The sequence below is a fragment of the Thermoclostridium caenicola genome (assembly GCF_900142095.1).
GTDB classification, from domain to species: Bacteria; Bacillota; Clostridia; order DSM-8532; family DSM-8532; genus Thermoclostridium_A; species Thermoclostridium_A caenicola.
This window is the reverse complement of the sequence record NZ_FQZP01000026.1, coordinates 13,271-33,862: the sequence shown is the minus strand read 5'-3', so window position 1 is coordinate 33,862 and position 20,592 is coordinate 13,271. Positions and strand designations below refer to the sequence as shown.

General features: G+C 47.3%; 19 protein-coding genes and 1 tRNA gene. 9 read left to right on the top strand and 11 right to left on the bottom strand.

What is annotated here, in order from left to right:
• Window positions 1-224: 224 nt before the first annotated feature.
• The 4 genes from F3H12_RS08045 to F3H12_RS08025 all read left to right on the top strand — a co-directional run bounded on the left by F3H12_RS08045 (window position 225) and on the right by F3H12_RS08025 (window position 3,616).
• Window positions 225-1,394 carry an iron-containing alcohol dehydrogenase gene (locus tag F3H12_RS08045; RefSeq protein ID WP_149678829.1) on the top strand — a complete coding sequence of 390 codons (1,170 nt, stop codon included), beginning with the start codon at window positions 225-227 and terminating at the stop codon, window positions 1,392-1,394.
• A 301-nt stretch (window positions 1,395-1,695) separates the two neighbouring features.
• Window positions 1,696-1,771 (top strand) — tRNA-Ala (locus tag F3H12_RS08040).
• 739 nt (window positions 1,772-2,510) lie between these two features.
• Window positions 2,511-3,476, top strand: coding sequence for a polysaccharide lyase domain-containing protein (locus F3H12_RS08030; protein ID WP_149678827.1), 966 nt, complete (start codon window positions 2,511-2,513; stop codon window positions 3,474-3,476).
• Window positions 3,437-3,616 (top strand): hypothetical protein, encoded by a 180-nt coding sequence (locus F3H12_RS08025; RefSeq protein WP_149678826.1) that lies wholly within the window; start codon window positions 3,437-3,439, stop codon window positions 3,614-3,616. Before F3H12_RS08030 ends, F3H12_RS08025 begins: the two co-directional genes overlap by 40 nt.
• A 91-nt stretch (window positions 3,617-3,707) precedes the next feature.
• Here the strand turns inward: F3H12_RS08025 and F3H12_RS08020 are convergent, their stop codons facing one another.
• A complete protein-coding gene (locus tag F3H12_RS08020) occupies window positions 3,708-4,472 on the bottom strand; it encodes an AraC family transcriptional regulator (protein WP_149678825.1) in 765 nt (254 codons plus the stop codon).
• A gap of 174 nt (window positions 4,473-4,646) precedes the next feature.
• Here F3H12_RS08020 and F3H12_RS08015 point away from each other — a divergent pair, with 174 nt between their 5' ends.
• From F3H12_RS08015 to F3H12_RS07995, 5 genes are all read left to right on the top strand, one after another.
• Complete coding sequence (locus tag F3H12_RS08015; protein WP_149678824.1) at window positions 4,647-5,669, top strand: glycoside hydrolase family 5 protein; 1,023 nt, start codon at window positions 4,647-4,649, stop codon at window positions 5,667-5,669.
• 34 nt (window positions 5,670-5,703) lie between these two features.
• Complete coding sequence (locus F3H12_RS08010) at window positions 5,704-7,200, top strand: family 16 glycosylhydrolase (protein ID WP_149678823.1); 1,497 nt, start codon at window positions 5,704-5,706, stop codon at window positions 7,198-7,200.
• 143 nt (window positions 7,201-7,343) lie between these two features.
• The gene (locus F3H12_RS08005) at window positions 7,344-8,606 is read left to right on the top strand and encodes an MFS transporter (RefSeq protein WP_149678822.1); all 1,263 of its coding nucleotides are present in this window, start codon (window positions 7,344-7,346) and stop codon (window positions 8,604-8,606) included.
• Window positions 8,607-8,882: 276 nt separating this feature from the next.
• Window positions 8,883-11,279, top strand: coding sequence for a PHP domain-containing protein (locus F3H12_RS08000; protein ID WP_149678821.1), 2,397 nt, complete (start codon window positions 8,883-8,885; stop codon window positions 11,277-11,279).
• Window positions 11,272-11,658 carry a Rho GTPase-activating protein gene (locus F3H12_RS07995; RefSeq protein WP_149678820.1) on the top strand — a complete coding sequence of 129 codons (387 nt, stop codon included), beginning with the start codon at window positions 11,272-11,274 and terminating at the stop codon, window positions 11,656-11,658. Before F3H12_RS08000 ends, F3H12_RS07995 begins: the two co-directional genes overlap by 8 nt.
• 112 nt (window positions 11,659-11,770) lie before the next feature.
• Here the strand turns inward: F3H12_RS07995 and F3H12_RS07990 are convergent, their stop codons facing one another.
• The 10 genes from F3H12_RS07990 to cmk all read right to left on the bottom strand — a co-directional run bounded on the left by F3H12_RS07990 (window position 11,771) and on the right by cmk (window position 20,585).
• Entirely contained in the window at window positions 11,771-12,874 is a 1,104-nt protein-coding gene (locus F3H12_RS07990) for a prephenate dehydrogenase (protein WP_149678819.1), read from the bottom strand.
• Window positions 12,875-12,935: 61 nt separating this feature from the next.
• The gene (locus tag F3H12_RS07985; protein WP_149678818.1) at window positions 12,936-13,487 is read right to left on the bottom strand and encodes an NUDIX domain-containing protein; all 552 of its coding nucleotides are present in this window, start codon (window positions 13,485-13,487) and stop codon (window positions 12,936-12,938) included.
• Between the two features lie 87 nt (window positions 13,488-13,574).
• A complete protein-coding gene (gene proC / locus F3H12_RS07980) occupies window positions 13,575-14,381 on the bottom strand; it encodes a pyrroline-5-carboxylate reductase (RefSeq protein ID WP_149678817.1) in 807 nt (268 codons plus the stop codon).
• 46 nt (window positions 14,382-14,427) lie between these two features.
• Window positions 14,428-15,480 (bottom strand): Holliday junction branch migration DNA helicase RuvB, encoded by a 1,053-nt coding sequence (gene ruvB / locus F3H12_RS07975; protein ID WP_149678816.1) that lies wholly within the window; start codon window positions 15,478-15,480, stop codon window positions 14,428-14,430.
• Between the two features lie 17 nt (window positions 15,481-15,497).
• Window positions 15,498-16,103, bottom strand: coding sequence for a Holliday junction branch migration protein RuvA (gene ruvA, locus F3H12_RS07970; protein ID WP_149678815.1), 606 nt, complete (start codon window positions 16,101-16,103; stop codon window positions 15,498-15,500).
• A 2-nt stretch (window positions 16,104-16,105) separates the two neighbouring features.
• Entirely contained in the window at window positions 16,106-16,276 is a 171-nt protein-coding gene (locus tag F3H12_RS13240) for a hypothetical protein (RefSeq protein WP_188118442.1), read from the bottom strand.
• 44 nt (window positions 16,277-16,320) lie between these two features.
• A complete protein-coding gene (locus F3H12_RS07965; RefSeq protein ID WP_149678814.1) occupies window positions 16,321-17,118 on the bottom strand; it encodes a CheR family methyltransferase in 798 nt (265 codons plus the stop codon).
• 141 nt (window positions 17,119-17,259) lie between these two features.
• A complete protein-coding gene (locus F3H12_RS07960; RefSeq protein ID WP_149678813.1) occupies window positions 17,260-19,284 on the bottom strand; it encodes a bifunctional 4-hydroxy-3-methylbut-2-enyl diphosphate reductase/30S ribosomal protein S1 in 2,025 nt (674 codons plus the stop codon).
• Window positions 19,285-19,313: 29 nt separating this feature from the next.
• Window positions 19,314-19,910 carry a lysophospholipid acyltransferase family protein gene (locus tag F3H12_RS07955; protein WP_149678812.1) on the bottom strand — a complete coding sequence of 199 codons (597 nt, stop codon included), beginning with the start codon at window positions 19,908-19,910 and terminating at the stop codon, window positions 19,314-19,316.
• A 3-nt stretch (window positions 19,911-19,913) separates the two neighbouring features.
• Complete coding sequence (gene cmk / locus F3H12_RS07950) at window positions 19,914-20,585, bottom strand: (d)CMP kinase (RefSeq protein ID WP_188118441.1); 672 nt, start codon at window positions 20,583-20,585, stop codon at window positions 19,914-19,916.
• Window positions 20,586-20,592 lie beyond the last annotated feature (7 nt).

Here is a 20,592-nt window from a genome sequence, read left to right as displayed (position 1 = left end):
CAGGAAATTGCGTAACCTAACTTATGGGTAGGGGGTGAAATTTTCATGCGATAAATTTGACCCATTTAGGGTGAAATATTCAAAAAGTATTGACATACGCGATATGCCCGCATCCTCCAAATGCATATTCATTCAATTTCTTTGCATGATCTTTCGAGTTTCAGGGGCTGGAAAAATGGGATAGAATAAAAAGTGTCAAAATCGTTGACAAGGAGGTAAAGAAGTTGGAAAACTTTGTATTCCAAAACCCGACGAAAATCATATTCGGTAAGGGAACAGAAACGCAGGTCGGCGCCGAGACAAAGAAACACGCCGACAAGGTTCTGTTGCATTATGGCAGCGGAAGCATCAAGAAAAGCGGGCTTTATGATACAGTTGTGAAATCCTTGAAAGAAGCCGGTGTTGAATTTGTGGAACTGGCCGGGGTCCAGCCCAATCCCAGGCTGTCCCTCGTCCATCAGGGCATTGAATTGTGCCGTAAAGAAGGCATTAAGTTTATCCTTGCCGTTGGTGGCGGAAGCGTTATCGACTCAGCCAAGGCCATAGCCGTGGGCGTACCCTATGAAGGCGATGTCTGGGATTTCTATATTGGGAAGGCCCAGGTGAAGGAAGCCTTGGGGGTGGGCGTGGTTCTCACCATTCCTGCGGCAGGCAGCGAATCCAGCCCAAGCTCGGTTATCACCAATGAAGATGGGTGGTACAAGAGGGGACTTACCACCGACCACATCTTCCCCAGGTTCGCCATCCTGAATCCGGAGTTCACCTATACGCTCCCCAATTACCAGACCGCCTGTGGCGCTGCCGATATCATGGCCCATATCATGGAAAGGTATTTCACCAATACAAAGGACGTGGAACTCACCGACAGGCTGTGTGAGGCCACCATGAAGACCCTCATCAACAATGTACCGAAGGCTTTGGTCAATCCTACGGATTACGCAGTGCGTGCCGAGATCATGTGGACCGGCACGGTTGCCCACAATAACCTTTTGGGAACCGGCAGAGAGGAAGACTGGGCATCCCATGCCATCGAACACGAAATCAGCGGCATTTATGACATTGCCCATGGTGCAGGCCTGGCGATAGTTTTCCCTGCCTGGATGCAGTATGTATATAAAAATGATGTGGCGCGTTTTGCCCAGTTTGCATCAAGGGTCTGGGATGTGGACTACAACTTCTTCAACCCTGAGGAAACCGCGTTGAAAGGCATCCAGAAGCTCAAGGAGTTCTTCTCCTCTATCGGGCTGCCCGTCTCGCTCAGGGAGGCCGGCATCGACGACAGCAGGCTTGAAGAAATGGCCGACAAATGCACCGGTTCGGACACCTACACCGTGGGATCGTTTGTGAAGCTGAACAAGAAGGCGGTTTACGATATCCTGACCCTTGCAAAATAACGCTGGCCTTTGAAAAAATAAAAATCATGCCCATGCTTATGGTATAAATTTAAGGCTGTTTTGAGGCGGTTCAGCCTGAGCCCCAGGCATCAGGAAATATACCCTTGAAACAGCCTTTTTGCTGCAAACCCGCTCCGGCATCATCATGTCAAAACGCCCATCTTTACCGATTGCGACTTTTTTATTGAACGTATTCCTATTATTAACATAAAAAATTTCCGAAATTGTCTATTGCCTACCCGCGAAGTTGGTGTTATAATAGGTAATGCTCGAGCCGCGAAACGGCTCAGATAGCTGATGTGGGGATATAGCTCAGTTGGGAGAGCGCTTGAATGGCATTCAAGAGGTCGAGGGTTCGACTCCCTTTATCTCCACCAAGCGTTGGGAAAAGCCTTGCAGCAGATGTGCTGTAAGGCTTTTTGCTTGCTCTTTTTTAACACCTGGTCATCTGTCATTCCAGGCAAAAGATATGCGCTACTACTTTTTCTCTATTTTCTTGCTGATATATGAATATGCAAAGTATAATACACAGCCGCCAATTACATAAACTATCCCTTTGATTAACTTTACAGGATTGTTGAGTTTCGTACCGATGGCACCAGCAAGTACAAAGCAAAATGACTCACACCATTTTACCATAATTATTGAGTTGAGAAATACAGGCGTTAATCTGCAATCAGAGCTTCATTCAAAAAATAGAAACATTTCACTGGTGGATCAAACCAGACAGAACGGTTGAAAGCCGCCTGCGTGAATACTTTTACGTCTTATCTGTAAACCCACAATGGGTGCAGGTGTATTCATCATATTTTATCTGCTTCTCGGTGATGTTACTTCTTTTTTTGCAATTAGGACATAGGATTGCGATCTTGGTTTCTGATTCCCAAAATTTTATTAATGCGGTTCCTGCAAAACAATCCTTATCCCCCATATCTTTATCCTGCATTATTTTGCAAAATCACATTTGGCCAGCAACTATGATAACACTGTTTCCCTTGTCTTCAGAGGTTTACGCGAGATGATGAAACTGTCAAAAACCAAATCGCAGGACGGACAAGTTGGGGGTTACTCGCATATACCGTATTAGGACAAACTAATTATCATACTGGAGGTATCATGAGACATAAAATCATTTATCTGGCCTTAATGGTCATAGGCTTATGTTTTCTTCCGGTTGTAGCCTTTGCAGATTCGCCGGAAGCCACACTCTCCATTGACGGAGGCCCCCCTGTCACCTATCCCTCGGTGCAGGCGGCGGTGGATGCGGTAACGGCAAATCCGGGAACCGATTTCGTCATTGAAATTGCGGCCGGAACACTCACTGATGAAATCAATATTGAACAACAGGCAAACAAGAATGTGGTGATACGCCCGCAGCCCGGGGCAACTGTCACCGTTAAAAACACCATCAATATTGACGGAAGAGGAGACATTAACAGCCCGGAAACCCTGTTGATCCAAGGTCTTCATTTTGATTTGACCGGAACAACGGTAGAAAACAGTATTCTTATTCCCAATCCTGGCGTTGGGTTTAACTATGCGCATAATGTCACCATCAACGGCTGCACCTTTAAAGGCGAGCCTAGTGGTGGTGTTGCCCAGGTAGCCGTTAGGGTTGCGACCGGCGCAGGTGCAAGGAACATCGCCATCATGAACTCCAACGCGAACGACTTGCACAGCCTAGGGCAGCTGAATGCCATTTCGGGTTATGTCTTTGTCCAGAACTGCATTGTCAGTGAAGTTACAGAAGGCGGGATAAACTACTATGGAACGGCTGATTTGATCGTGGACAGCTGTAAATTTGACGTACAGAGCTATGCAGTGCGCAGCGGACAGTCTGCAGGCGCTCCCAGCACCGGTACTGTCACCATCAACAACAGCGTGCTGAATACCAACTCTGCAACAGATGGCGCTGTTGTTTTAAGAGTACAAGAGATATTAATATCATTCACTCCAATATCACCAATTCGGCTTCTCCGGCCGGACCGTCCGTGCAGGCCCTCGGTGCTTCCGGTTTCGATATTGACATCGTGGAGTCGAACTTGGTGGGAGATATTCCCGACCCTGCAACGAACACCATAACGATCATCGATGATCCCAATGTACCTAACGGACCTGTCAATATCACAGGCGATGGCAACAACACCACCCTCATTTTCCTGGCTACGTTCCTTGCGGTGCTGGTACTTATTCTGCTGCTTGTCATCTTCGCCCTGGCATGAGCAGGATAATACCGCCATAAGCCTTCTTGTGGCAACATGGAAGACATGGACCAAGGCGTCCAACAATGGATGCCTTGGCCCATGCAATGAATCACTGAAAAGAGGTTGCCCCTTTGCCGATTTCCGTTTTCCGGAAATATCGTGCCCGGTATTTAAGCGGCGTCATACCGGTGCGCTTTCGGAAAACCTCTGTAAAGTAGCTCTGGCTGGGGAAGGCCAATATGGATGAGATCTGTGCCGGGCTATAATCGGAATAAGCGAGCATATTCCGCGCTGTCTCAATCTTCTTGGACTGAATATATTCGCCGATGGTGGTTCCGGTCTCTTTTTTAAACAACCGGGAGAGATAGGACGGATTCAACCCCACCAGCCTGGCCAGGTCTGCCGCTGTAATCCGTGTATGCAGATGATCGTGAATATAGTCGATGCAGTTGGCCACATGACGGGAAACTATCTTTTTCTTGCGCAGGTTTCTCATCCTTCTGGCATAATCCAGGCACATGACGGGATGCAGTACTGCCACCTCCTGCGGCGACTTGCACTTGTCCGCCCTCTGGATATAAAAATCGCTCAATCCAAAGGCAACAGACGGCTCCATGCCCCCTTCAATACAATATCTGGCCACCAGGGCGGCAGTAATCACAAAATGGTATTTGATATTCTGGAGATAATCATCCGACAGGATCCCAAGTCCGGGTTTATCCAGCAGGGACTGTTTGCACATCTCGCGTGTTTTATGCACATCCCCCGTCTTTATGGCTGAAAAGAATTCCAGTTCCGGGTTATATGGCGCATGGACGATATCGCTCTCCCGTCGAACAAACTCTTTGTAAAACAGTTCCTTTCCGGTGCCCATGATAGTCCTCCGGCTTCTGATGAACAGGTGTTCAGTGCTTGAATCACCAACTTTATCATATCATACAAACGATAAATATGTCATAAAAACGATATATTTTTGTGGGGATTTGTGCCATGATAAAAGTGTCTGTTGACAATTTATCTACTACCAGTAAAAAAGGGGTATAGAAGCATGATGAAGCTTTGGAGAGGAATCAATCTGGGAGGCTACCTTTCACAATGTGTCCATACCGAAGATCATTATCAGCGTTTCATCGGTGAAGAGGATATTCGGCAAATCAAAGAATGGGGATTAGACCATGTCCGACTCCCGATAGATTATGAGGTTCTGGAGACAGATGCAGGCATAAAAAGGCCGGAAGGGTATGTTTATGTCAAAAACGTGGTGTCGTGGTGCCAGAAATATCAATTGAACGTGGTGCTGGATCTCCATAAGGCCTATGGTTATGATTTCAACAATGCCGGCAACATGGAAAAAAACAGCCTGTTCAACATGCCTGAGCTGCAGGATCGGTTCATCCGGCTGTGGGAGAATATAGCCAATGAATTCGGCAGCTATGATCACGTGGCCTTTGAACTGCTGAACGAAGTAGTGGAGTCGGAAAACACAGAAGCCTGGAATGTGCTTATCCGGAAAACAGTGAAAGCCATCCGCGCCATCACCAGGAGAACGCCGATTATATACGGCGGCATCTGCTGGAACAGTGCCAGCACGCTGAAATACCTGGAGGTTCCCGAGGACGATAATATCATCTTCACCTTCCATTTTTACGAACCGCTTGTCTTTACCCATCAAAAAGCCCATTGGGTCGAGAAAATTGACAAGGAAAAGGTCATCTTCTATCCAGAATCGATGGACTATTACAGAACCCATTCGGCTGATCTGGGGATCCAGGGCAGCGCCGTTTTAAACGCAAAGTCCCAAACCATGGGTCCGGAATTTATCCGCGAGATGGTTCTTGAAGCCGTGAAAGCCGCTGAAAATGCAGGCGTTCCATTATACTGCGGCGAATTTGGCGTTATCGACCAGGCGCCTGTCAAGGATACTTTGCGCTGGTTTGAAGATGTAGACAAGGTTTTCAGGGAATTCAACATCGGCTGCTCGGTCTGGACCTACAAAGAAATGGATTTTGGCCTTGTTGGTCCTCACTACGACGAAATCAGGAAAGACCTGATTGCATTATGGATAAGATAAGGATTTACAATTCATGGTCAGGGAGGTATGCGCTATGAAAAGGCATGCGAGAGCCTTAGGGATCATTTGCTGTCTTTTGCTTGCTTTTGCAGGGCTGGCCGGTTGCGGGACCCAGGACGTGAACCAGGGCCCGAACCAGGAAGTGAGCCAGAGCCCGACCCCGGATGCAACCCAGGATGCAGGCAATGACACAACCGTTCAACCAAGCCCGGCGCAGACAACGGAGCAACCATCTACTCCCCCCAAACAGGTTGAAGCTATTGACATCCCGCAGTATGAAGGCTATTACCTTTTATGGCATGATGAGTTTGACGGAGACAGCCTGAACAAGGACATCTGGAACATCGAGACGCGTCGGCCGGGCTGGACCAACAACGAGTTGCAAGAGTACACCGAGTCACCGGAGAATGTCTTCATCAGGGATGGGAAACTTGTCCTGAAGGCGATTAAGACACAGAAAAACGGAAAGGATTATTATACCTCCGGTAAGGTGAACGCAAGGAAAAAGGATTTCCTGTACGGTAAGGTAGTGGTCAGCGCCAAGGTCCCTAAAGGCAAGGGGTTATGGCCGGCCATTTGGATGATGCCGACGAAAGAGAACTATTATGGCACATGGCCCAGGTGCGGTGAAATTGATATCATGGAAATTTTGGGCAACCAGCCCCATATCACCTATGCCACCGTGCATTATGGCGAACCTCATGCGCAGCAGCAGGGCGTAAAAGCCCTTACCGACGGTACCACTTTTGCGGATGATTTCCATGAGTATTCCGTGGAGTGGGAACCGGGTGAAATACGCTTCTATGTGGACGGAGAGCTGATACATACTGTAAACGACTGGTTCACCGCCATAAGGGGCGGGCCTGAAAAACCCTATCCGGCACCGTTTGATCAGAATTTCTATGTCCAGTTGAACCTGGCCGTTGGTGGCAACTGGCCCGGGAATCCTGACGAAACCACCGATTTCTCCAAAGCGGAATTTGAAATCGACTATGTCAGGGTATACCAGAAACCGTACTATGATACCAATGTGAAAAAACCCGAGAAGCAGTTCAGAGAACCCCTGGAGGACGGAAACCTGATCTACAACGGAGATTTTGCCGAAGCAGAAGAACTGCTCGACGATATCAACTGGAAATTCCTCCTGTTCCAGGGAGGCGAGGCCACTGCGGAAATCAAGGACGGGATGATGATCATCAAGACCCGGAATCAGGGTGCGGTGGACTATTCGGTACAGCTTGTGCAGGCCGACCTTCCCATGTATAAAGGGAAAAATTACCGCATCACCTTCGATGCCCGCGCTTCAGAGCCGAGGAACATGATCGTGTGCGTTTCCGCCCCCTACGTCAATTATAGCCGATACTTCCAGGATACCCAGGTAAGCCTGTCCACCGAATGGAAGACCTATACCTACGAGTTTACCATGAAAGAAAAGGACGACAACAACGGAAGGCTTGAGTTCAATATGGGGAACGCAGGTTCAACGGCCGACATCTATATCAGGAATGTCCGGGTTGAAATCATCGAGTAAACCCGTCGTTTTTAAGCAGGATAGGCCCCTGTCCCCTACCATAGGAGCAGGGGTTTTCTCCTTCCGCATCTTCCTGGCGAATCACCTGAATGTATGGTAGAATAGAGGTATTTCTTGACCAGTATCCAGAGAGGAAACATCCCATGAGAAACAGATTGATGAAACACCAGTTGATCCGCACCCTGGTTGAGCTGCGGGGTAATCCCCGCGCCTGCGTCTATACCGAACCCCTTTGGGGACTTTCCATGAACCTGTGCCTGCCCTATGCGTCGGTATACATGCTGACATTTGGCATGAGCGACTCGCAGGTGGGTATTGTGGCATCGGTCTATATGTTTTCACAGACCATCTTCGCGTTTCTCTCCGGCGCTATCGTCGATAAGCTGGGGCGCAGGAAGAGCACGGCCATCTTTGACTTTTTGTCCTGGAGCCTTCCCTGCCTTATCTGGGCATTCAGCCAGGGGTTCTGGTTCTTTGTCGTTGCCGCGCTGCTGAACGGCATGATGAAAGTACCCACGGTATCCTGGGACTGCCTGCTGATTGAGGATGCGCCCAAGGACAAGATCACACGGATCTATTCGCTGGTGATACTTGCCGGAAACCTCTCCGCCCTGTTTGCCCCCATCTCATCTGTCCTGGTGGCGAAGCTGACGCTGGTGCCGGCCATACGCATCCTGTATATCAACGCTTTCATTGTCATGACACTGAAGCTGCTCCTCCTGTACAAGTTTTCAACCGAGACAGCCGTTGGCAGGGTCAGGCAGGAGGCGACCCGTGGCAAATCATTGGGCGAACTGCTTTCAGGGTACAAGGACGCAGCACGGAAGATAAGGACATCAAAAGGCACCATATTTGCCATCGTCATCAGCATCCTGGTGGAGATCGTCGCCATGCTGGGAAGCACTTTCTGGCAGATCATCGTATCCCGCCGAATCGGCGTTCCGGACGAACTTCTGCCCATCTTCCCCATGGCCAAAAGCATCATTGCTATCATTCTTTTCTTCACCGTCATATCACGCATCAGACAGGCAAGCCTGAAGGGACCGCTGTATGGAGGGTTCTTAAGCGGTATCATCGGCTGTGTCCTGTTGATTTCAGTGCCGGGCACCAGTATTTTGGGATATTTGCTTCTGTCGGTTTCACTGGTCTTTGACGCGCTTGGCGGCGCTGTTCTAGGCACGCTGAGGGAATCCCTGGTGGCCATTTACGCTGAACCATCGGATCGCTCCAATATTCTGGCCCTGTTACAGACTACGGTCATGCTGGTGAGCGTGCCCTTCGGCTATATCGGCGGGATGCTGAGCGATATCTCAAGGGCGCTTCCCTTTGTGCTGTGTATCGCGTTGCTCATGCTGGGAATGCTTGCGACGGCCCTGTTTTACCGGAACACAAAAAGCAGGGTATGACGATAATATTGCTATTATTGGTGCTTTTAAGATGATAATAATAAAAATACAAGCTAGATTTGATTAATTTAACCTTCCAGAACTCTTGTATCATCAATAGCAATACAATATCAAAACTTATATTTATAAAAGCGGTAGTTATATCATAAGGAAAGTTAATTTCAATTCTTCGACACCGGACACACATATTACGTCTACTATTGTATTATTTTGCAATAATATGATATTATTGTAGTTGCCATACCATTCACTAATGAATAAGCTGGGGAGGTATATATGGCATATTCTAAATGGTTAAAAACAGATTTACATATTCATAGTCATATAAGTAATCAAACAAAGCTGCATGATTATGAGGGGTCTAATTTAACATATGAAAAACTTGTAACAGCCCTAGTAAAAGAGCAAATTAATATTTTCTCAATCACTGACCACAATACAATAAATATCCCATTATATTCAGAATTGCTTAGTAATAGGGAAGATCTTGTTAAGCAGAATATAAACTTTGTTATAGGTGCTGAAGTCGATTTTGAGGACAAAAGGGTTCATGATAAAGTTTTTCATATGTTAGTTTATTTTGATACATGCGACTTAGATAGAATTGCTAAAATATTTATAGATATGTATAATAAAAACAATATTAATGAAATTGATATAGATACACAACCCATATCTTTAGATGTATTTTTTAATGCAGTTTTTGATAATGGTATCCAAAACATAATAACGATTCCTCATTTCAATAAGAAGGAGAAAGGCCTTCCTCCAAGAGATCAGATCGATAGGTTTGTTTATACAGTATTTAATGCATTAGAGGATAGTAACAATAGAGAAAATTTGATTAGAGCAATAAATGCATTTAAAAACTTTAAATACAATGATGTTCCTATTGTAGTTTTTTCAGATAATCACAATATAGATATTTATCCTCGCAGTAAAAGTGGTGATCTAAGTAAGCAAACTTCAATGTATATTCTAGGTAACATAAACTATCCTTTTAGCAGTATTAAAACGGCATTTCAAGATGTGAATACAAGAATAAGTATAGAAGGTCTTGAAATGAGAAGTTCAACCAGTGCACATAAATATATAAAGTCAGTAACTATTGACCAAACCACTATACCATTAAGTGAGTATCAAAACACCATAATCGGGGGATTTGGTTCAGGAAAATCTTTTTTTCTTAACATGTTGTTATATGGCAAGAAAAATATAAAAGAGCAATACCGTGATTTAGCTAACAAATATGAGCAATTTACATTTACTTTTTCGGATGGAACAACTAGAGAATCTTTGAGTCAACTAGAGGACGAAATAAGAATAATACAGTTTGACCAACGAAAGGATATATATTTTAAGAATGTCTTATTGGAGGAGGATAAGAATTATTTAGAGAAGCAACTTCATGTAGAATTTCCATCAATGGATACTGTTAATGAAATTGAAGAAATAGAACTTAAAGATTGCTTTAATCGTTTGAAACAAAACTGCGAAAATACCTCATCGATAACTGATATTATTAATTATGATGCACTTAATCGAAAGAATGAAAAATCTTATAGTTTTAATGTTGAAGAACTCCAACCGATATATGAATCACCAGTTTACCTAGAAGCACTGCTGAATAATCTGGAATTAGAGATTCATAGAAAGGTTTTATTTAAACCATTATATTCCGATTCAGAAGTAAATAATATAAGCACTACCAAAGGTATTATTAGTACTAAAGATAATAATTATAGGATAATATCCGAAAAGTTTAATTCCCTAGTTGATAAGCTTTCTCTGAAAATTAAAAATGTTAATGAAGAAGTTCATCGGAGCAATTCATTAATTAGCGGCAGCATAAAAGTTTTTGATGACATTAAAGAGGATCTTACCACATATATACATTTGCTCAAGGGACTAAAAAGTAAAGCTTTTGAATTTGAAAATAGATATTCAGAAGAAAAGTATAATGAACTAAAGAGCAAAAAGCAAATAAATAATTTATTTTCCTATCAATTAATAGCAAAGTATCTGGTAAATAATAATTATATTGATTATATTCAGTATATTATTAAATCGCAATACAGAAGTGGGAATTTATTTAAAGGAATAATTCGGACTTTAAATGCAAAAGATTCATTTGCGTATAACAAGACTTTTGTGCAAAGAATAGATCAATATACAGAAGAGTATTATAATAATTTCAAAACTGTATGCTATGATATTTGCGAAAACGGAGAATCCATATTAAAAAAATCTGCCGGCGAAAAAGCAAACATTATTATGAACATCATTTTTGATATAATAGAAGAATATTCCTCAAAAGGAATATCGTCAATAATCGTGCTGGATCAACCAGAAGATAATTTAGATAACAAAGGAATAAAGAATAGAATTGTAAACCGTATTCGTTCTTTAAAAATTAAAAATCGTTTACCCCAGCTTATATGTGTTACTCATAATGCAAACATTTCAATTACAGCAGATTCAGAAAACATTATTCTTGCAAAAAAAGAAGAAGATAAATGTTATTACGTTGCGTCTGGAATTGAAGATACAGATTTCATAAAGGATGTATGCAAGATAATTGAAGGAGGACAGTCTGCCTTGAAAAAAAGAGGAATCAAGTTTAATCTTCCGATTATTAAGGACTTAGAAAGGGGAGAGTCTATCGATGACTAATGTAACCGATAATATAAGGATCAGATGGTTAACTGAAAATGGTAAGAAGTACCTTGACTCTGATATGACTGATATTCGTATTGAGATTGATGAAGAGAAAAAAGAGATAAAAAATGCAAAAGCTTTCTTTAGAGAACTAGCATATAATATTTTTTTAAATGATTTATATAAACCAATAGTTCTTGAAGAAAATCAAGATATCGAAATTCCCGAAGTAAAGCAAATTATTGAAGAACTTATCGAAATATGTAATTCTGAACTAGTTGAGCTTAAAGATGATATCGCTCTTATGAAAACAATAAATGGTAATAGCAATATTGAGACAGCTATGAATGATGTTACGAATCTTTCTGAAAAAAACATGCAAAATCCAAGTTAGGTCAAGTGATACATATATTTGGTATTGGATGAAGCCAAGATCTTCAGAGTACCACAAATTAACAACTACAGCTGAAAAGCCAAAGGATAATCTTGAAAACAAGTAAAATTCTTTATACCCTGGCCTTGACCCCATACCCCAGAGCGCGCAGCGTTTCCATGCCTGCATTCATGGATTCCTGGTCCTCGAATCGGATCTCCAGGGCGCCTTCCTCGTTTTCGCGGCTGTGAACAATACCGATGTTCTTGATATTGATCCCTTTCTGCGCAAGGGCTGTGGCAATGGTGGCGATGATGCCAGGCTTGTCCTCCACATCCACCACAATATCGAAATCCCTTTGGATGATGCTCTTCTGCATATCGGCGAAAGAATTGCGGTAAACCCGGGCAGTCCTGAAAAAGTCGGTAAGCTTTTCCTTGTCGCCCTGCTGGAGCATGCTACAGAACTCGGACAGATGTTCTTCCAGCACGGCAAGGGTTTGAAGGACCTTTTCCCTGTTGGACAGGCAGATGCCGGTCCAAAGTTCCGGGGAGGATGAGGCAATCCTTGTGATATCCTTAAAACCGCCGGCGGCAATGGTCTTCATATACTCTTCGGGACCGTCCAGCCTTTTCACAAGGTTAACCAGGAGGGATGCCACCACATGGGGTACATGACTGATGGCGGCTGTTACCCGATCATGCTCTTCCGGGGTCATTTCGAGGGGAATGGCCCGCAAGTCCCGGATAACGCTTTTCAATAGCTGTTTTCTGTGTTCTGGTGTGCTTTCGTCGGCCGTGATCACATAGTAGGCGTTTTCAAAAAGATTGGCCTTGGCAGCCTGATAGCCGGATTTCTCCGAACCGGCCAGCGGATGCCCTCCAATATACTTGTCCGACACGCCCGCTTCGGCCATGATCCGGCTCACATCCCCCTTGGTGCTGCCCACATCGGTGATCACGCAATCAGGCCTAAGGTGCGGCATAAGCATTTCCAGTACGGTCTTCATGGCATACACCGGCACACAGAGGAAAACCATGTCGCAGGCCTGAAATTCCGTCAATTCAGAAGTGACGGCAATATCAATAGCCCTGTCGGACAAGGCTTTTTCGAGGGTCTTACTGTCCCTGTCCCAGGCAATGATGCGGTATTTGTCGCTTCGGTTTCTCAGCGCCTGGGCGATGGAACCGCCGATGAGCCCCAAACCGGCCAATCCTATTGTCAGTTCATGCTTCATGAATACACCTGCCTACTTGCCCAATATTCTTTGTCATGCCGTTTCCAACAGTTGTCCGGCTTCAGAAATCCAGCCCGCCGGTCTCCAGCAGCCTGGCGGTGAAAAGTATGCTGGCAATGGTCTTGGAATCCCTGATGACACCATCCTGAATCAGTTGGATAACATCATCCAGCTTGTACTTGAATGCATGAATGAATTCGTCCTCATCCGGGGATGCCTCGCCTTTGGACAGGCCTTTGGCCACAAAGACATGGAGCGCCTCGTCCGCAAAAGCAGGAGCCGGGTGAAGGGTCAGTATCTTTTTGAATTTTTCCGCGGTATACCCCGTCTCTTCCTTGAGTTCCCTTTGGGCGCACTGCAGCGGATCCTCTCCGGGATCCATTTTCCCCGCCGGCACCTCCAAAGAAACAGCCTCGATGGGCTTTCGGAACTGTTTGACCATAATGACATACCCATCATCGGTTAATGGAACGATCACTGAGGCGCCCGGGTTCCTGATCACATCCCGATAGGCGATTTTCCCGTTGGGAAGTTCCACAGTAAGTTTCTCCATATCAAAAATGGCCCCTTCATAGAGGCGTTCGGATTTGATGGTTTTCTCGTAATAATTCATGGTGTACCTCTAATCCAATAAAATATCCGGACGGTTTGAGATTGCTTCGTCGCTTCGCTCCTCACAATGACACCCAACACGTCCAAATCATTGCTTGCCGATCTCCCTGGCCCTGCGGGTGCATTCCCCCATGGCCCGGATAACGGCGCTCCTGAATCCGGCCTTCTCCAGCTCGGCCACCGCCTCAATGGTGGTGCCTGCCGGCGAGCAGACCATATCCTTCAGCTCCGCCGGATGCTTTCCTGTCTCCAGAACCATTTTGGCCGATCCCAAAACCGCCTGGGCCGCCAGCCTGTATGCCTGCTGCCTGGGTATTCCCGACTGCACGGCCGCATCAGCCATGGCCTCAATGAACATGAATACATAGGCCGGACTGCTTCCGGTCAGCGCGGTTACTTCGCTCATGAGGCCTTCTTCCAGTTCCTCGGCCATGCCCGAATACCGCAGAAGCTCCATAACAGTTTCCTTTTCCTCGCGTTTCAGGGTCCCGTCAAAGCAGACCAGGGTCATCCCCTCCCTTACGAGGGCGGGGGTATTGGGCATGGTCCGTACAACCCGCGCCTGGCTGCCGAGGATGTTCTTATACCAGGATATGGGCAATCCCACGATGATGGTGACCAGGATATTGCTTTCCAGGACATCCTTGATTTCCTCCAGTACCGCCCTGGCATATTGGGGCTTGACGGCAAGGAAGACGATATCCGATGCCGATACCAGTTCACGGGCGCTTTCGCACGCCACCAACCCGGTTTCACGGGCAAGCTGATCCAGCGCCTGGCGGTTGACATCATAGCCAAGGATTCTGTATTTCTGTTGTTCATTACCTGCCGCAATTGCTCTAATCAGGGCACCACCCATGTTTCCAGTGCCAATGAATCCAACTTTTATTGGCATTTGCTGCATCCCTCCCTGCACCACATACACTTGGCATACGATTCACTCAATCCAACAAGGAAATCTGGTCGTCATCCCCGGTCATATACGGGATGCCCAGATGCTCATAGGCAAGCCGGGTGGCCTTCCTGCCCCTCGGGGTCTTCTGCAGGAAGCCAAGCTGGAGCAGATACGGCTCGTAGACATCCTCAATGGTATCCGCTTCTTCGCCGGTGGTGGCGGCAAGCGTGTCCAGGCCCACCGGCCCGCCGTCGAATTTCTGGATGATGGAGAGAAGCACGTTTCTGTCCACGCTGTCCAGCCCCAGTTCGTCTATGTCAAGGGCGTTCAGGCCATAGCGCGCAACCTTCAGGTCGATGTGCCCGTCCCCATGGATCTGGGCAAAATCCCTGATGCGTTTGAGCAGGCGATTGGCAATTCGCGGCGTGCCCCTGGAGCGCTTGGCGATTTCCGTGGCCGCATCCGGATCGATGGTGATGCCCAGAATGGAAGCCGACCGCTCAACAATTCGTCTGAGTTCATCCGGAGTATAAAGTTCAAGCCTGTTGACAATGCCGAACCGATCCCTCAGCGGGGAAGTGAGAAGCCCGGCACGGGTGGTAGCTCCCACCAGCGTAAACCGGGGCAGATCAATGCGGATGGAACGGGCGCTGGGCCCTTTACCAATAACAATATCCAGCGCAAAATCTTCCATGGCCGGATACAGGATTTCCTCAACGGAACGGTTGAGGCGGTGTATCTCATCGATAAACAGGACATCGTAGTCACCCAGGTTGGTCAATATGGCGGCCAGATCTCCCGGCCTTTCAATGGCAGGTCCCGAGGTCACCCTCAGGTTGGCTCCCAGTTCACTGGCGATTACGCCTGCCAGCGTGGTCTTGCCCAGGCCGGGCGGACCGTACAGCAGGACATGATCAAGGGCTTCACGCCGTTTCTTGGCGGCCTGAATAAAGACCTGGAGGTTCTCCTTGACCTTCTCCTGGCCTATGTATTCATCCATGACGCGCGGCCTCAATCCTGCCTCGTCAAAATCATCCTTTCTGTATTCACGGCCTGTCAGGCGTCCTTCTTCCTGCAATGCTTTCACCTTCCTGGTCATATTGCCGGTTTCTCACGCTATAGCATGGCCTTCAGCGCGTCACGCACAATGTTCTCAACGGTCTTGTCTTCACTGTAGGCCGCAGCCACCGCACGATGAGCTTCGGAGGGTGTATATCCAAGCATGACCAGCGCACTTACGGCTTCGCTCAGCCTGGTATCTCCGGCTGTTTCGGCAGGAACACCGCGGATGTCTTCCATTTCCGGCAGATCCATGGCTTCCTTCTTCAGCTTGTCCTTCAGTTCAAGAATAATCCGCTGCGCAGTCTTTTTGCCGATGCCCGGCGCCTTGACGAAACGGTCCACGTCATCGGTCAGGACTGCCAGGCCAAACTGGGACGGCGGAATAGCGCCCACCAGTGCCAGCGCAGCTTTTGGCCCCACTCCGCTCACCGTTATCAGCTGCTCGAACATCTTCAGTTCTTCTTCGCAGAAAAAACCAAACAAGGCCAGGCGATCCTCGCGCACCATCATGTGCGTAAAGACCGTGACCTCTTTCCCCGTCTCGCTCTGGTAATAATGAGGGGTCAATGCTGTATATACCCGGTAGCCGACCCCACCCACGTCCAGGATGATGCAGTCGGCCAATTTCTTCTTCAGCACGCCCTTAAGGTAGGCAAACATTTTCAGTCACCGTTTCCTGAGAAATTGTTTTCCCTCATGCCGAGCTTGGATTGAAGCTCCTCCACAAGAACCCGGTATGCGGCAACCTCCTCTTTGAGCTCCTTGATAAGCTCATCTTTCATCCTGACAATTTCTATCAGTTCTTCTCTGCTCATTTCCTCAAGCTTGACCATGATCAATACCTCCCATATTGCGATGGAGCGCCTGCCCCGGACCTTTAACCGACTTTCTGATAGAAAAAGGTATCCAGGGGTTTCAGATTATATTTCTGGTAATTGATGATCTGCTCGGTGCTGCCAATGAACAGCACACCGTTCGGGACAAGGCTCCTGGACAATTCCTCAAACAGATATTCTTTTGCTTCCTCAGTAAAATATATAAGCACATTCCGACACAGGATGATATCCATGTTCTTCGGGAAAGGATCCTTCAGGAGGTTCAGTTGCCTGAATTCCACGCAGTTCCTGACCTTCTCGGACAGAATGTACGTATCCTTTTCGTGCTTCGTGAAATATTTCTCCACAAAATCAGCCGGCAGCTCCTTAAGATTTCTTTCAGGATAAATACCCTTTTTCGCCTTATCCATCGCATCCACATCGATATCGGAGGCCAGGATCCTGATCCTTTCGAGCGGAACGAACTTGCTCAGGATCATGGCCACCGTGTAGGGCTCCTCGCCGGTGGAACAGGCTGAGCTCCAGATCCTGAGCTCCTCCATCCTCTTGTTGGTGAGCCGGGAGACCTCAGGCAGGATCCGCTTTTCAAAAAGCTGCCACTGGACAGGATTTCGGTAAAACTCAGAAACGTTAATGGTCAGATAGCCAATGAACACATCCCTCAGTTCCTTGTTGCCCCTGATCGCATCCAGGAAGGAACAGAAGGTCGAGAAACCGTACTTCTCGGCAAAAGAGATGATACGGCGTTTCATCTGCTTTTCCTTGTATAGATTCAGATCAATGGAGGAAAGCTTGAAAAACAAAGCCTTGAACTCTTCATAATCGGCGAATCTATCCATTTGACCCCCACATTCCACAAAATCCTTTGCAGATAAAGAAAAAATGCCTTTTACATAACAGCAAGACCGGTTGTTCCGGTCTTGCCGTCTGGCAGGCAAGACCGTTTCCCGTGTCTTGCCGTTTGATCTTCAGTTGTATGGTTATTTCTTCTCATTGAGCAGGTCGCCTATGGTTGTGGACATCTCCTCGGTATGCTCGGTGGGAAGATCCTCCTCGGCCGTTTCGGCAGGTTCTTCGCCCTCGCGAACCGGATCGATGGGCTTGACCTCCTTGATGCTGAGGCTGATCTTCTTGATTTCCGGATTGACTTCCATGACCTTCATCTCAACTGTCTGGCCCACGGAAAGCACTTCGTCGGGCTTGGCAATCCGGGCGTTGGAAATCTGGGAGATATGGACAAGACCCTCAACGCCTTCTTCAAGCTCCACAAAAGCTCCGAAGGGAACCATGCGCTTGATGGTACCTGTTACGATATCGCCCACATGGTATTTCTCCTCGATCTTGTACCAGGGATTGTCCTCGGCCTTCCTGTAGCCCAGGGAGATCTTCTTCTTTTCCCTGTCCACACCGATAACCCTGACGGTTACCTTATCCCCAACCTTCAGAACCTCGGAAGGATCGTCGATCTTCTTCCAGGAGAGTTCGGAGATGTGAATCAGGCCGTCCACGCCGCCCAAGTCAACGAAGGCGCCGAACTTTGTCAGGCTCTTGACGGTACCGGTGTACTCCTTGCCTTCTTCCACTTCGTTCCAGAAGGCCTCGGCCTTCTTGTTCTTTTCCTCTTCAATGAGGACGCGGCAGGAACCGACAATGCGGCGTTTATTGGCCATTTCGGTTATCTTGACTTTTATCTTCTTGCCAACGTAAGGAGACAGATCCTTGACATACTTGTCGCTTACCTGGGATGCCGGGATAAAGATTCTGATGCCTTTGTATTCGGCAACGAGTCCGCCTTTGACAACTTCCTTGGCTATTGCTTCAACAGGTTGTTCATTCTTAAAGGCATTTTCAAGCTCTTCAAAGCCACGGATGGCATCCATCCTCTTCTTGGAGAGAGCCACATTGCCTTCACCGTCGTTCAGCTTGGTAACAATCGCTTCGATTTCGGTGCCGGGCTTTAAATCCCTCTCCGGGTCAAAATCGGGATCATCAATGAATTCATCCATCGGAATAATACCATCAGCCTTATATCCCAGATCAACGAATACATCGGTGGTATTGTATCCAATAATCTTCCCCTTCACGATGTCATTGTTCTTGATCTCCGTAAAGCTTTCCTCCAAGGCTTTGCTGAAATCGATCTCGCCTTCCTGCCTTTTTGTCATGTCTTCCATGTGAAAAATAACCTCCTTGATTACCCAATCAGGTGTTGAAGCCCCAGCGGTAATCCCAACTGTCTTTAAATTTTTAATATTTTTTAATGAAGGAAGCTCGCTGGCATTTTCTATAAGATATGTCTGCGGACAATTCTGGCGACATATTTCATAGAGCTTCTGCGTGTTGGAGCTGTTCCTTCCACCAATGACAACCATTGCATCAGCAACCTTGGAAAGCCTTGCAGCCTCCGATTGTCTCTGCACAGTCGCATTACATATTGTATCAAATTTTAATGCGAATGCAAACTTTTTCTTAAGAGTTTCAAAGATCGCATCGTATTTTGATCGCCTGAAGGTGGTCTGAGCCACCGCACACATCCGCGCGTCGGAACAGGCCAGCTCTTCTGCTTCCTTCTCATCGGATACAATCAAAGCTTTTCCATCACACCAGCCGTTTATTCCTATCACTTCAGGATGCGTGGGATCTCCGACAATGACGATCTGATAGCCTTCGTCATGTTTTTCCCTGACAATTTCGTGGATGCGCTTCACATAAGGACATGTCGCATCAATGATCCTGACGTTGCGTTCCCTGAGCATCTCATAGACATGCCTGCCGATGCCGTGGGCTCTTATAATGACGCAGTCATTTTCCCTAAGTTCATCAATGTCGTTAATTGCCTGTATGCCCTTTTTATTGAGGGCTTCTATCACCTGGGCATTGTGGATCAGCTCGCCCAGGGTAAACACCCTTCCGTCGCACTGGTCAAACTGAACATTGAACGCCGTCTTAACCGCCTTGTCCACTCCGAAGCAAAAGCCGGAATACCTGGCAACGATAATCTCCAATCTGCATACCTCGATTTCTTCCTGCGATTTTATTGATCCATCAGCGCATAAATGCTGTCGATGATCTCGTTTGAAATCCTGACAAGTTCTTCCTTGGGATAGGATTTCCCTGTGCCGTCGGCAGCTTCCGAGGTGACCTTGTAAGGTTTCCCGAATATCAGATCCACCCTCCTGAAAAGCCTGAAATCCCCTTTGATGGCCACCGGCAGAACAGGTGCGCCCGAATGGAGCGCAAACAGGGCAATACCCGGCTTCCTTTTATTGGGGTCCTTTTTCCTGGTACGCGTCCCCTCCGGGAACATCCCCACGATTTTCCCGCTTTCCAAAAGCTTGTATACGGTTTTTACCGATCCCACGTCACCCTTTCCGCGGCTGACCGGGAAAGCGCCTAGGCTTCGGATGATCCAGGCCAGGAACCTGTTTCTGAAAAGCTCCGCCTTCGCCATATAATGGACCTTCCGCCGGGGAACCATGCAAGCAACCAGGAACATATCCAGGGCGGTGGGATGGTTGGCGCATAAGAGAAGAGGACCGGAAGACGGGATGTTTTCCCTGCCGATAACCCTGAGCCTGTAAAACAGCCTGAAATAGAGGATGCATAATACCTTGCCTATGCTGTAGAGCATTGATCAAAACCTCTTCCTTACCATATCCATAATCATGGCCACAAGCTCATCGATGGACTTTCCTGTGGAATCGATCTCGACAGCATCTTCAGCCTTTTTCAGCGGGGAATGTTCCCTCGTGCTGTCGTTGCGATCCCGCTCCTCTATCTCGGCAACCAGTTCATCAAAGGTCTTGTCCAGCAGCCCTTTCTCCTTCAGCTCAAGAAAGCGTCTGCGGGCCCGCTCCTCAACCGAGGCTGTCAGGAAGATCTTTAGGCCGGCATCGGGAAGGACCTTGGTCCCGATATCCCTGCCATCCATGACGACCGGGTTGTTCCTGGCAATTTCCTGCTGCAGCGCTACAAGCTTTGCACGCACCTCCGGAAAAGCCGAGACATTGGAAGCACCCATGGAAACCTCATTGGTCCGGATGGCGGAAGAAACATCCTCCCCGTCCAGATAGATGCGCTGTGTACCGTCGTGGTATTCCACCGAAATATCAATGTCATCCATGAGGCGTGAAACGTTCTCACGATCCCTGGTATCAATCCCAAGCCTGATGGCTTTCAGCGCAACAGCGCGATACATGGCGCCCGTGTCCAGGTAGATGATTCCCAGTTCCCGGGCAATCCTTTTGGCCAAAGTGCTCTTGCCTGCGCCCGATGGGCCGTCGATGGCTATTCTGATGGTTTTCAAGCGCTTT